Consider the following 13,540-nt stretch of genomic DNA (forward strand, 5'->3'; position numbering starts at 1 on the left):
CGCGGCCCGGTACAATACTGCCCACGATCCGACGACGCGCTTATCCGGCGTCCCGTCCCTTCGCCTTTCGCGCCCGATAGCCCCAAGCAAGTTCCCGGCATGGCGCGAACCCTCTCCGGTTCCCTTTTTTGCGCCGCGCCATTGTGGCGGGAGCCTTGCCGCGCGGTTGCCGCGCCACCCCCTGCCCCAAGATTCATGATCCGCTTCCAACAAGTTTCACTCATGCGCGGCGTCAAGCCCTTGCTCGACAAGGTCGACCTGCTCTTGAACCCCGGCGACAAGATCGGCCTGATCGGCGCCAACGGCGCTGGCAAGTCCAGCCTGTTCGGCCTTTTGCGCGGCACGCTGCACGCCGACCAAGGCGATCTCGACTATCCGTCCAGCTGGCGCATGGCTTACGTCGCGCAGGAAACCCCCGCGCTTGACCGCCCCGCCATCGAATACGCCATCGACGGCGACGTCACGTTGCGCAAGCTGGAAGCGGAACTCGCCGCGCTGGAAGCCGAACCCGAAAGCGCCGAGAACGGCCTGCGCATGGGCGACATCTACGCCGCGCTGGCCGACGCCGACGCCTACACGGTGCACTCGCGCGCCGAACAGCTGCTGACCGGCCTGGGCTTCACGCAAGCACAGATGCATCTGCCGCTGACAAGCTTTTCCGGCGGCTGGCGCATGCGCCTGAACCTGGCGCAAGCGCTGATGTGCCCGTCCGACCTGCTGCTGTTGGACGAGCCCACCAACCACTTGGACCTGGACGCCATCATCTGGCTGGAAGACTGGCTCAAGCGTTACCCGGGCACGCTCATCGTGATCTCTCACGATCGCGATTTCCTGGACGGCGTGGTCAACGTCATCGTCCACATCGACGAGCGCAAGCTCAAGCGCTACTCGGGTAACTACTCGTCGTTCGAACGCCAACGCGCCGCCCAGCTGGAATTGGCGGCCGGCATGATGGAAAAGCAGATGCGCCAACGTTCGCACCTGCAATCGTTCATTGACCGCTTCAAGGCCCAGGCCAGCAAGGCGCGTCAGGCGCAGAGCCGCATCAAGGCCCTGGCCCGCATGGAAGAAGTGGCCCCGTTGCGCGCCGCCGCCGAATTCTCGTTCGAATTCCGCGAACCGCTGCGCGCGCCCAACCCGCTGCTGACCATGGACAAGGTCAGCGCGGGTTACCGCGTGGAAGACGAAGACACGCAAGCCGTGTCCGACAAGATCATCGTGTCGGGCATCAACTTCTCGTTGCAAGCGGGCCAGCGCATCGGGCTGCTAGGCATCAACGGCGCGGGCAAGTCCACGTTTATCAAGACCATCGCGGGCGATCTGGAATCGTTGGCGGGCGACACGCAATTCAACAAGGGCCTGTCGATTGGCTACTTCGCCCAGCATCAGGTTGAAATGCTGCGCCACGACGAATCGCCGTTGTGGCACATGATGAAGATCGCGCCCACCGTGCGCGAACAAGAGCTGCGCAACTTTCTGGGCAGCTTCAACTTCAACGGCAACATGGCCACCAGCTCCATCGCGCCGTTCTCCGGCGGCGAAAAGGCGCGCCTGGCGCTTGCGCTGATCGTGTGGCAGCGTCCCAACCTGCTGCTGCTGGACGAGCCCACCAACCACTTGGACCTGGAAACGCGCGAAGCCTTGACCACCGCGCTGGCGCAGTTCGAAGGCACGTTGATGCTGGTCTCGCACGATCGCCATCTGCTGCGCGCCACCACCGATGAGTTCATCATCGTGGCCGACGGCGTCGTCAAACCGTTCGATGGCGACCTTGACGACTACAAGGACTGGCTCTACAAGACCAAGCTGGCCGCCAAAGCCGCCTGATCGCGTTACAATCCCGCGAATTGCACGCAGCTGTCTCCGCTAGACGGCTTGCAACGCAACCTTCAACCCCGTCCCGCTGTACGCGGGACGAGTTTTTTCAGCGCTCGTAGATGACGATCAAAGACCAACTATTTCTCGCCAGCCAGTATCTTGCGCCCCATCACCTGGTGTCGCGCTTCTTCGGATACGCCTCAGACTGCCGGGAACCCGCGGTCAAGAATTGGATGATCTCGCGTTTTGTCCGCAAGTACGGCGTGGACATGAGCCAGGCCTTGCAAGAAGACCCGTTGGCCTACGAGTGCTTCAATGACTTCTTCACGCGTGCGCTCAAAGACGACGCGCGCCCGCTGGACGACGAGCCCGGTTCGGTGCTCTGTCCGGCTGACGGCGCCATCAGCCAGATGGGCGCCATCGAACAAGGCCGCATCTTCCAGGCCAAGGGCCACAACTACGGCCTGGTGGACTTGCTGGGCGGCGACGCCGAACGCGCTGCCCCCTTCCAGGGTGGCGAATTCGCCACCATCTATCTGTCGCCGAAAGACTATCACCGCGTCCACATGCCGGTAGCCGGCACGCTGCGCGAGATGGTGCATGTGCCGGGCCGCTTGTTCTCGGTGAACCCGCTGACCGCCCGCAACGTGCCGCGCCTGTTCGCGCGCAACGAACGCGTGGTCTGCATCTTCGACACGGAACATGGCCCCATGGCTGTGGTGCTGGTGGGCGCGATGATCGTTGCGTCCATCGAAACCGTCTGGGCAGGCTTGGTGACCCCGTTCAAGCGCCGCGTGAAGTCCGTGCGCTATGACGCCGCCGCGCGTGCGCCGATCCATCTGGCCAAGGGTGCGGAAATGGGCCGCTTCAAGTTGGGCTCGACCGCCATCGTGCTGTTCGGCCCTGACAAAATCCGCTGGGCCGATACCCCATCGGTGACCGGCCCGGTGCGCATGGGCGAACTGCTGGCCCTGCCGAAGTTTTCGGGCTGAAACGCCCGGTGTCGAAGTTCATTGAACTTGGGTGATGATTGGGACCATCACATCTCGAAGCCCCCCTGCCAGTGCGCCTGCCCTACCCTACAACGCCTGTGAGCTAGACGCGGTTGACGAACGTCTGCCAGCGGCCAAGACCTGACATAACCACGCGACGGCCCAGGCGGACAGGTCACGGGAATGCGGTGCGCCGGCTGGCGCACCGCGCCGCTTGAGTGCCCCCCGCATGGCCTCGGCAACACGGATGCCATAAAGATACGCCCCCGTCAGGGATAGCGTGGTCAACAGTAGCCCAAAAAATGCACCACAGCACGCGCACAGGCCACCCGCCGAACGTGCCGAAATGAATCGGGTCCGCGAGCTCGCCGATGCGCTGGTGCACACTCATGTCCTGCCCGTCGTTGCGCCCCAGGATCTCGCCTGAAACGAGCTCGACACCGATGACGTTGGCGCGCTCACGCAACAGCAATCCATTCGCCCGCCCTTCCAACAACAGGGCCTTCCCGTTGGGGGTCAGCCGCAAGCTGGAGATCTTCAGATCGGGCCACGCCGCCTGTGCCGCGGAGATTGCCCTGTCGACGTCTTCGGCCGCCAACTGCGCGTGCTTGGCATTGCCCTTGAGCTGCACGATCGCGGGCGGAAGCGGCGCCTTCGCCCCCAGCGACTCGACTAGATACCAGAACGCAGTCACGCCGATAAGCAGCATGAAACCGAGACTCCGGACGCCGGCTAGCCGATGCACATCACCCCAGGTCAATCGCGGTTTTCCCTTGCGCGGCCATGTCAGAAAGCCGCGCCACCAGAGCTTGTAGATGAAAAGGCTGCTGGCCAGCATCAACAGGAGCGGGATGGACATCAGGGCGACCAGCGGCACGCCGAACTGCCTTTCCTGAGGCGTGACCCGCATGGCAGGTTCAATCAGCCAAGCAATCTCGGCCGCCATCACCGCCAGCGTGAAGACATCGCAAGGCAAAATTTTCGAGCGCATTGCCGCGCTCGCCGTGCATTGCAATGCTTATAATTAATCGTTGTTATTCTCATTCGCATATCGCGGTGCGCTTTCAGAAAGCGCGCTGTGGCGCATCCTCTCCACCGCTTCACCTCCCCTGCCGTCCCTTCATGCCCTTGCATCCCTATCCGGCATTCGCTGCCGCCTTGGCGCTGGCCGCCTCCTTTGCCGCCGTTGCACAGAACTCCGATTCCGCCGTGGAACTGCCCGCCGTGCGCGTAACTGGCGACGACGCAGGCCAGGAAAGCCTGTTCAACCCTATCGCGCCGCCCACGGTCACCAAGTCGTCGGTTCCCCTGGCCAAGACGCCGCAGTCGATCACCGTGGTACCCCGGGCGGTCCTGGACGCGCAGCAGGCGCAGACCCTGGCCGACGCGCTTCATAACGTGCCCGGCGTCGTCAGCAATCAGTTTGGCCGCCGCGGCTGGGACGACCTCATCATCCGCGGCCAGGTCGCTTCGGATTCCTTGTTCCTGGACGGGCTGCGCACGGCCGCAAGCAACCGCATCGCCGAACAACTGTTCGGCGTGGAGCAGGTAGAGGTGTTGAAGGGCCCCGCCTCGCTGCTTTATGGGCAGGTCCTGCCCGGCGGCCTGGTCAACATGGCCAGCAAGCGCCCGCGTGCCGAGAGTTTTGCGGAAGTGGCCACCACCGTGGGCAGCCACGATTTCCGGCAGGCTACGCTGGACATGGGTACGCCGCTGTCGGACAACGGCAAGGCGGCATTTCGCATCAATGCCTTGGCCATGAATTCGGATGACGAAACAGACCACGTGTGGTTCAAGAATCGGTTCATCGCCCCTTCGCTGTCTTTGGATCTGGGCGCGCGAACGGATTTCACCATCCTCACCAGCTACCAGGAACGCCGCTACATCCGCCAGCAGGGATTGCCGGTCGCCGGGTCAGTCCAGTCAAATCCTAATGGCCAGATCCCCCGAAACCGCTTTACCGGCGAGCCCGGGCAGGACCCCTATCGCGGCTACCAAAGCCGCGTGGGCTATGCGCTGACGCATCGGTTTGACAATGGCTGGACGGTCAACCAGAACGCGCGCTGGCAGTCATTTACGCTCAATGGCCAGTTGGTCGCCAATGGCCTTTTGCGCGCGGACAATCGAACGCTGCGGCGCACCGCCACCGACCAGCACTGGGACGGCGACACGATCACGCTGGATACCAACGCACAGCGCGGATTTGAAACCGGCTTTGGCCGCCATGACATCACGGTTGGCGTGGATTACCTGCGCACGCGGGAGAACAGCCTGTCGTACAACTGCTCGGTGCGGGACCTGGACGTCTACCAACCCGTATACGGCAGCGCCATCAACTGCCCTGCCAATCCGCGCACCAACAGCAGCACCACCGTGCGCTCGATTGGCCTGTATGCCCGCGACCAGATCGCGCTGGGAGAGCGATGGAACGCGGTCTTCGGCCTGCGTCATGACAGCGCCACCACTTATTCGACGGAACATCGCACGCAGGCGCGCGAAGACAGCAGCGATAACGCCATCACGGGTTCAGGCGCATTGATGTACGAGGTCCTGCCCGGCGTGCGGCCTTATATCAGCTACGCCACGTCGTTCTATCCCAACAGCGGCACCAGCGTAGACGGCGGCACATTCAAACCGGAAAGCGGCAGACAATGGGAAGCCGGCGTGAAGCTCGACCTGAACGACGGCGCCACCAGCATCACCGTGGCGGCGTTCGATCTGGAGCGCCGCAATGTTCTCCAATCCGATCCGCTGAACGACGGCTACAGCATTGCGGTCGGCAAGCAACGCACACGCGGCGCGGAATTGGGATGGGCAACGGACCTGACCGACGGCCTGAGCCTGATGGGGGGATACGCGTATCTATCGGCCGTCGTCGTTGACGATGGCGGCCAGCAGCCGTCCACCAACAATACCCGCCTCAACAGCGTTCCGCGTCACAGTTTCAATCTAACTGCGCGCTATCGGATGCACGGCGACCTGGCCGGCTGGGAACTGACCGGCGGGCTTCGCGGTGAAGGAAGCCGTTATACCTACGGCTATGACCTCCCCGGCTATGTCGTTGCCGACGCAGGCGTGGCATATAACGCGCGCCGCTGGCGCGCAGCGCTAACCCTGAACAACCTGTTCGACAAACCCTATTACGCAGGCGGAGTACGCAACGCGGTCGCGCTGGGCGATGGACGCATCACCCTGTTAACGCTGTCGTACCGCCACTGATCGCGGAGCGGCTGGGGAATGGGGCGGCAAGCGCGTGAGCGTCTGCATCCCCTGTATGAACTGCTGCGGGCCGATGCGGCAAGTATGAAAGCTGGGGCTTCTATCCGATATACACCCACTAAATGGCTGCGTCTTGCCAGCGCGCGACGCGACGCCCATTCCAGCCATGGACGTCTGCTTTCGGCCAGGAGCAGACATTTGCAGTCGTGAGAACCGGACAGTGGACATTCGAACTAACAGACGGCTGCCAGCGAAGGCTTGAGATCCTACTGCTGAATAAGCGGCTAGGCCTCAATGAGCGCCCTCGCTCTCGCTGCGAGGTCAGTGCAAAACTCTGAGTTCGCGCGCACCCAGAGCGCAAGGAATGCCCCTCGAATGATCGCCTCTGGGACAAACCCGATCGCGATGCCTATTTGGTTAAAAAGAACATGAGGATCTCGATTTGTCCGTGCAACTTCTTCGAGCACTCGATTCACCATGTCTTGGGCCTCAGGAGCGCGTTGACATGATACGGTTAGCACGGCTAAGTCTTTGTCCAGCCTATTTCGGATCCCCTCAAAGACAGCAAGTTCTGGCTGAGAGCCGGGAAGTCGGATGACGCCAGCGTCACGGTCTTCGAGCTGCTGAGAGTCGCCATCGATTACACACAACGACTTGAATTGCACGGCGGGATTGCTCATGTGCCCGCGATGAGTCCTTACTGCGTTTCCATCGCCGTTTACAGCATGAACCTCGACTTGGTCATAATCTGCTCCTAGCGTTTCACGAAGGATTGTATCCACCCATGTCTTCGCGAAGACGTCCTCTACGAAAACCGCTAGCTTCTTATCGACGCGGCCAGCAACCGCGCGCAATGCCTCCACCGACAGCTTCCCTTGCCTGAGCTTGCCGTCGACACTCGCCCAAATAGCCGCGTTGGGTAGAGGTGACAGGGCGTAGTCGCTGTGGGTTGTAAAAATCGTCTGGATCGACTTCCGACTGGCAACGTCGATTAGGTATTCGACCATCCGTCGCGTGGCTACAGGATGCAGCCCGTTCTCGATCTCTTCTATGAGGATCAAACTATTCTCGGGTGCCCGTTCAATCTTCGTGACCATCCTAATGATGGACGATTCACCCGCGCCAAAGTGAAATTCTGAATATTGGTTCGTGCCTGCGCGCCCAACTAAAAACGTGTCGTCGAGACCATACTGCGTTGCGCGATAATCGGCGACCGATTTTCCTAGAATGTGCTCCACTTGCCTTGCGACGTCTGCACCAAGCTGTTGTAAAGGCGGGCGGTGCACATACGTGGAGCGCATCAGCTGCTTGTAGCGGGTTTTTTCGCCGGCTGGGACTGTTCGTTCAATGCCGAAAAATAGTACCTCGCGATCCGCGACGTCTCCGCGGACCCATTTTGCTTGTCGAAAATTTGAAGTTCTTTTAATTGTTTGTCTTGGATTGAGTTGTTTGTCGATTAGCTCGTACTCAACCCTCCATCCAGACATCGATTCATCGCCGACAGTGCTCTTCGGAAAGAACATGCTCGGCTTCACTGGCTTATAGGCACACCCGGCTGCGCCCAAGACAGCCGACTTCCCGCTCCCATTCGGTCCAATGAGGGCTGTTACAGGAAACTCGAAGTTAATGTCCTCGCCTATGAATCCACGGATTCTTTCGATGCTTGCTTTGAGAAGGTACTTTCCAAAGTCATGCCTTCGGACTTTGTCCAGCAATTCGGTTTTGGTTGAATCACGTATCTCGCTCGCAGCCATCGTTCCCATTCCTTTCTAGTAATCATTATGCAGCGTGAATGTCGTTGAATCCTCACACTAAAGCGCACCTGTGGCTGGAGGCCGCAGGCCGCAAACCGACCGTCTAGGCGTTGAACCGTTGAAACGAGTAGAAGTCCGTGAGGTTTTTACAAACAGTATAACTTCTGCAAAGCAAGCTGTTGTGCGATAGCTTCGAATGCTTGTTAAGAATGACCGCTCTGCGGTTTTTATCTGAAGGGCGGCTCAGGGTCGGAAGCGGTCTGCTGGCTCGAGGTACTTTCCGCCTAGCTCACGGCCAAATTCAGTGAACCAAATCTCAAGTTGAATGAAATTCGGACACCCGGCGCATCTATGCGCCAAAAAGCGAACAAGGCTTTCCTTATTAATTCGCTTTCAGCGATAAATCGGCGTTGCTAGATTACGGGCTTTACCGGCCCGCCATGACATCCAACGCCCTGCCCGCCACCGCACCCGTTCGCGCCACCGATCGCGCCACCACCACCCGGCCCTTGCCGCGCGCGCTTGCCCGCATGTTGTCCCTGGACGATTTCGAAGCTGCCGCGCGCAAGCGCTTGCCGCGGCCCATCTTTGGCTACGTTGCCGGGGCCGCGGAAGACAACCAATCGCTGCAAGACAACCGCCGTGCGTTCGCGCAGTACGGCTTTGCGCCCCGCGTGCTGGTCGATGTGTCGCACCGCACGACGCAAACCGAATTGTTCGGCCGCACCTACGCCGCGCCCTTCGGCATAGCGCCAATGGGTATCAGCGCCTTGTCGGCCTATCGCGGTGACGTGGTTCAGGCCCGAGCCGCCCGCGAAGCGAACATCCCGGCCATCCTGAGCGGCACATCGCTCATTGCGCTGGAAGACGTTATCCAGGAAGCGCCCGGCACCTGGTTCCAGGCCTATCTGCCGGGCGACCCGGCAAAGATCGACGCCCTGGTCGAACGCGCCCGCCGCGCCGGCTACGAAACGCTGGTGCTGACGGTGGACATCCCCGTGTCGGCCAACCGCGAAAACAATGTGCGCACGGGTTTTTCCACTCCACTCAAGCCCAGCCTGCGTTTGGCCTGGGACGGCCTGACGCGGCCGCGCTGGCTGGCCGGCACCTTTCTGCGCACGCTGCTGGCGCATGGCATGCCGCACTTCGAGAATTCATTTGCGACACGCGGCGCGCCTATCGTGTCGGCGTCGGTGCTGCGCGACTTCACCGCGCGCGACCATCTCAGCTGGGAGCATGTGGCGCGCATCCGCCGCCAATGGCCCGGCACGCTGATCATCAAGGGCATCCTGCATCCCCACGATGCGGCCTTGGCTCGCCAGCTTGGCGCGGACGGCATCATCGTGTCCAACCACGGCGGGCGCCAACTGGATGGTGCGATATCCCCGCTACGCGCGCTGCCAGCGGTGGTGGATGCGGCAGGCGGCATGGCGGTGATGATGGATAGCGGCGTGCGCCGCGGCGGCGACGTGCTCAAGGCGCTGGCCTTGGGCGCCCGCTTTGTGTTCGTGGGCCGGCCTTTCAACTACGCGTCGGCGGTGGGCGGACAGGCAGGCGTCGCACACGCCATCAACCTGCTGCGGGCCGAAGTGGACCGCAACATGGCGATGCTGGGCATCAACAGCGTCCGGGAGATGGACGCCAGCCTCCTATGGCGCGACGGCTTGCCCAGCGCATCCGGGCCATTGCCTTGAACCGGGGACGCTAGCCCGGCATAGAATGGCGTTTCCTTTGCTACGTGCGCGCTGGGTCAAAAGGCCGGCGCGCCTCTCGCCCGCGCCGTGTCCCTACGCCAATCCTCGTTTTTTCTGCGCTTTCTGACGCTTGGGGCATTGGCCCACGTCTATGTGGGCGCCCGCTTGATTCCCGACGCGCTCCTCAGCGGCGCAGGCGCTGCCGCCGCCATCCTGGCCTTGCTGCTGTCGTGCATTCTGATTCCGCTGGGCATGCTGGCGCGTTCCTCCGTGAACCCGCCCTGGGGTGACCGCATTGCGTGGGTCGGGCTGATTGCGATGGGCCTGTTCTCATCGCTCTTCGTGTTGACGGTGGTGCGCGACGTCGTGCTGCTATTGACGTGGCTGGCGAATCTGGTGATCGGCGCAGCGGTGCCCTGGATGCAGATTCGCAGTATCAGCGCCTGGACGGTTGCCGCGCTGGCGCTGGCCAGCACGCTGATCGGCTTCTATAACGCGCGCCGCCTGGCGCGTGTGGTGGACGTGGATGTGCCTGTGGCCGGCCTGCCGCAAGACCTGGACGGCTTCACCATCGTGCAGATCAGCGATATTCACGTCGGCCCCACCATCAAGAAGCGCTATGTGCAGGCCATTGTCGATGCCGTGAACGAACAGTTGCCCGACGTGATCGCCATCACGGGCGATGTGGTCGATGGCAGTGTCGAGCATCTGTCCGAGCAAGCCAGTCCGTTGGGCGCCCTGCGCGCGCCTTACGGCGTGTACCTGGTCACCGGAAACCATGAATATTATTCAGGCGCGGCGGCCTGGGTCGCCGAGTTCCGCCGGATGGGCCTGCGCGTGCTGATGAATGAACACGCGGTGATTCATCCGTCGGGCTTGCCCGTGGTGGTGGCCGGCGTCACGGATTACAGCGCCGGCGCCTTCGACCCGCAGCAGCGCAGCAACCCCAAGGCCGCGTTAGCCGGCGCGCCCGCCGACGCCTGCGCCAAGATCCTGCTGGCCCATCAGCCGCGCAGCGCCGCCGCCGCGGAACCCGTGGGCTATACCTTGCAGCTGTCCGGCCACACGCACGGCGGCCAGTTCTTTCCGTGGGGGTTCTTTGTGCGCTTCCAGCAACCGTTCACGGCCGGCTTGCATCGCCTGGGCAAGATGTGGGTGTACACCAGCCGTGGCACCGGCTACTGGGGTCCGCCCAAGCGGCTGGGCGCGCCGTCCGAAATCACGCGCTTGCGCCTGCGCACGGCAAAAGGCCGCGTCTGAGAACGCGGCCCTTCGCTTTCGCAATACCCGAAATACCGGCGATGCCCGAAATACTGGCGATGCCCGAAATACCGGCGATGCCCAGAATACTGGCGATGCCCGAAATACCCGCGATGCCCGCTGGAAATCAGCCCGCGGTATCCGGCAGCGGCCCACGTTCCAGATAACTGGTCAGCGCGATATCGCTGGTGGTGTTGGTGATGCCGTCGATCTTATGAATGCGCGCCAGCAGCAGTTCCAGCGCCTGGGTGTCGCGCACGCGCACCTTCAACAGCATGGCGCTCTTGCCGGTGATGGTGTGAATCTCTTCCACCTCGGTCAGCTCGGCCAGGCCCAGCACTTGTTGCGTGATGCTCCAGTTATTGGTGTCGACGTGCACAAACGCCAGCAAGGGCCGGCCAATGCGTGCGCCGTCCAGCTTGGCGGCAATGCCTTTGATCAGGCCGTCACGCTTCAATCGCTTGACGCGTTCGTGCACGGCCGGGGCTGACAAGTTCAGTAATTTGCCCAATTCGGCGTAGCTGGGCGTCGCGTCGTCCGCCAGCAGCGTTAATAGTTTTCGGTCGCGATCGTCAAGGTCTGCCATCGGAATCAGGTTCTGCCTTACGGCATTCGAACTTTTATGGAATAAGGAATTATTGGAGTTAACCCTTATTTTATTCCAATAAAATTCGGGCCATGCAGAATCGTAGCAAGCAAAAACCCCGGGCGGCCTCGTCCGTACCCGCCCTGATGTTCGCCGTCAGCGTCGTTGGCTCCAATGGCCTGGCGCTCAGCCCGATCTTGAGCGACGTCGCACGTTCCTTCTCGACGTCCCCGTTGACGATCAGCACGGCCATTTCCGCCTACGGCGCGGCCACCGCGGCCAGCGCGTTCTTCCTGGCCGGGCGCATCGACCGCATCGGCATCCGCCGGTCGCTGTTAGGGGCGATGGTGGCGCTGATTGCCGCCCTGCTTCTGTCCGCCGCCGCGCCGCACTGGATCGTGCTGACGCTGGCGCAAGCACTGGCGGGCGCGGCGGCGGGCGTGATTCTTCCTGCGGCTTATGGGTCTGCGTCGCTGGTGGCCGCCCCGGGTCAAGAGGCGCGCACGCTGGGGCGCGTGATCGCGGGCTGGTCGGTGTCGCTGGTGGTGGGCGTGCCGCTGTCTGCACTGATTTCCGACGCCGTGGGCTGGCGCGCCACGTACGGTGTGCTGGCCTTGTGCGGCACGGTTGCCTTGCTGGGCCTGCGCACGCTGCCTGAGCGCCGCGCCGAAAACGCCGCGCCGTTGCGCTTGTCGCGCCTGCTTGCGCCTTTGTCGTATCGCGATGTGCCGATTCTGCTGTTGGCCTGCCTGGCATTCTCGTCGGCGTTCTACGGCGTGTATGCCTTTCTGGCAGATCACGTGCGCACGCTGCTGGCGCTGTCGGCCGGCCAAGTGGGGTTTATCGCTTTCGCCTATGGAGCGGGGTTCTTGCTGGCCGGTATCGCGGGTGCGCCCTTGATCGAACGCTTGGGGCCGCGCCGCGCCTTGCCGCTGGCGTTGGCGGCGATTGCGCTGGTTTATCTGGGCTTGTTGCCGGCTGCGCACTCGCTGGCGGCGGTGCTCGCCATCGCCACGGTATGGGGCGCGGCGTCGCAACTGAGCCTGAACCTGCTGGTGCTATTGCTCTCGCGCGCCCGGCCTGAAGAACGCGGCGCGGTGCTGGGGTTGAACACCTGCACGACCTATCTGGGCGCCAGCGTCGGCACCGCGGTGGCCGGCACCCTCTACACCCATGCCGGGTTTGAAACGCTGGGCTTGTGCGCGTCGGCCGCCGTCGGTATTGCGGCGCTAAGCCTGCACTGGCGCTTGAACGGCCGCCGCGCCGCACGCAGCGAAGCGGCCGCCTGACCTGGCGCCTCAGCCCGCTTTACCAGGGGAATGAAATCAGGTCGCCGTACAGGCGCTTCAGCGTGCTCTTCACTTCCGGCGAATTCTGGTAGATGGCAATGAACTTCAACAGGCGCGGGTCTTGCGCCTTGTCGGGCGTGGTCACCCAGCGGATGGCATAGCGGCGAATGCTTTCCGGGTCGGTGTTGTCGAACGCCAGACCATCTTTTTCATTCAGGCCGGCCTGCTTGGCAAACGTGGTGTAGGTCACCGACGCAGTCACGTCGTCAAACGTGCGCGCGGATTGCGACCCTTCGATCTGCACAAACTTCAGCTGCTTCGGGTTGGACACCACGTCCTGCAACGTGGCCTGATGCGCCACACCCGGCTTCAGCTTGATCAGCCCGACGGATTCCAGCAGCAGCAACGCGCGGCCCGTGTTGACGGGGTCATTCGGCACAGCGATGGTGGCGCCGTCCGGCACCGTATCGCCCTTTTTCAGCTTCTTGGAGAACAGGCCGATCGTGGTCGAGTAGCCGTAGGCGATGGGCGTCAGGTTGGCGTTGCGGCGCTGGTTGAACAGCTGCAAGAACGGCTCGTGCTGAAAGAAGTTGGCATCCACCGAGCCATCGGCCACGGCGATGTTGGGCAGCACCCAATCATTGAACTCCACCAGCTTGACGTCCAACCCTTCCTTTTTGGCCTGGGCAATGGCCAGCTCGGTGGCTTCGTTCGCCACGCTGGGAATCACGCCGATGCGCAGGGGCTTGTCTTGCGCCAGCGCGGGCGCGCACGCCGCCACGCTCAAGGCCGCCACGGCGGCGCCGCGCGTGAGTTTCAACAGCAAGGGGTGCAAAAACATGAATGCCTTCCGGTAAATAGGGAAAACCGGGCGCCGCCCGGCATAGGCGCTATTGTGCAGCAGCTTGGCCGCCCCCTGCCCAATAGC

General features: G+C 62.4%; 10 protein-coding genes. 6 read left to right on the forward strand and 4 right to left on the reverse strand.

What is annotated here, in order from left to right:
- The first annotated feature begins 195 nt into the window (after nt 1-195).
- The gene (locus AC1DSJ_RS18050; RefSeq protein WP_082386955.1) at nt 196-1,827 is read left to right on the forward strand and encodes an ATP-binding cassette domain-containing protein; all 1,632 of its coding nucleotides are present in this window, start codon (nt 196-198) and stop codon (nt 1,825-1,827) included.
- Between the two features lie 110 nt (nt 1,828-1,937).
- Nucleotides 1,938-2,810, forward strand: coding sequence for an archaetidylserine decarboxylase (gene asd / locus AC1DSJ_RS18055; RefSeq protein WP_054422050.1), 873 nt, complete (start codon nt 1,938-1,940; stop codon nt 2,808-2,810).
- Nucleotides 2,811-2,985: 175 nt separating this feature from the next.
- Here the strand turns inward: asd and AC1DSJ_RS18060 are convergent, their stop codons facing one another.
- Nucleotides 2,986-3,801, reverse strand: a complete 816-nt coding sequence (locus AC1DSJ_RS18060) for a PepSY-associated TM helix domain-containing protein (protein WP_441371052.1) — start codon at nt 3,799-3,801, stop codon at nt 2,986-2,988.
- Nucleotides 3,802-3,932: 131 nt separating this feature from the next.
- Here AC1DSJ_RS18060 and AC1DSJ_RS18065 point away from each other — a divergent pair, with 131 nt between their 5' ends.
- On the forward strand, nt 3,933-6,029 hold the full coding sequence (locus tag AC1DSJ_RS18065) for a TonB-dependent siderophore receptor (protein WP_441371051.1): 2,097 nt from the start codon (nt 3,933-3,935) through the stop codon (nt 6,027-6,029).
- A gap of 284 nt (nt 6,030-6,313) precedes the next feature.
- On the opposite strand, the gene AC1DSJ_RS18070 is transcribed toward AC1DSJ_RS18065, so the two are convergent.
- Nucleotides 6,314-7,783: an ATP-dependent nuclease gene (locus AC1DSJ_RS18070; protein ID WP_279997697.1), complete on the reverse strand. Its 1,470-nt coding sequence runs from the start codon at nt 7,781-7,783 to the stop codon at nt 6,314-6,316.
- A gap of 440 nt (nt 7,784-8,223) precedes the next feature.
- Between AC1DSJ_RS18070 and AC1DSJ_RS18075 the strand changes: the two genes are divergently transcribed.
- Together AC1DSJ_RS18075 and AC1DSJ_RS18080 are read left to right on the forward strand one after the other, a co-directional pair.
- Complete coding sequence (locus AC1DSJ_RS18075) at nt 8,224-9,477, forward strand: alpha-hydroxy acid oxidase (protein ID WP_441371050.1); 1,254 nt, start codon at nt 8,224-8,226, stop codon at nt 9,475-9,477.
- Between the two features lie 87 nt (nt 9,478-9,564).
- Nucleotides 9,565-10,737 (forward strand): metallophosphoesterase, encoded by a 1,173-nt coding sequence (locus AC1DSJ_RS18080; RefSeq protein WP_342067388.1) that lies wholly within the window; start codon nt 9,565-9,567, stop codon nt 10,735-10,737.
- 127 nt (nt 10,738-10,864) lie between these two features.
- Here the strand turns inward: AC1DSJ_RS18080 and AC1DSJ_RS18085 are convergent, their stop codons facing one another.
- Nucleotides 10,865-11,323 carry an Lrp/AsnC family transcriptional regulator gene (locus AC1DSJ_RS18085; protein WP_441371049.1) on the reverse strand — a complete coding sequence of 153 codons (459 nt, stop codon included), beginning with the start codon at nt 11,321-11,323 and terminating at the stop codon, nt 10,865-10,867.
- 92 nt (nt 11,324-11,415) lie between these two features.
- On the opposite strand from AC1DSJ_RS18085, the gene AC1DSJ_RS18090 reads away from it, so the two are divergent.
- The gene (locus AC1DSJ_RS18090) at nt 11,416-12,612 is read left to right on the forward strand and encodes an MFS transporter (RefSeq protein ID WP_441371048.1); all 1,197 of its coding nucleotides are present in this window, start codon (nt 11,416-11,418) and stop codon (nt 12,610-12,612) included.
- A gap of 19 nt (nt 12,613-12,631) precedes the next feature.
- Here AC1DSJ_RS18090 and AC1DSJ_RS18095 read toward each other — a convergent pair whose 3' ends face one another.
- A complete protein-coding gene (locus AC1DSJ_RS18095) occupies nt 12,632-13,453 on the reverse strand; it encodes a MetQ/NlpA family ABC transporter substrate-binding protein (RefSeq protein WP_156336423.1) in 822 nt (273 codons plus the stop codon).
- Nucleotides 13,454-13,540: the final 87 nt, after the last annotated feature.

This window comes from Achromobacter sp. 01N37 (assembly GCF_056399725.1).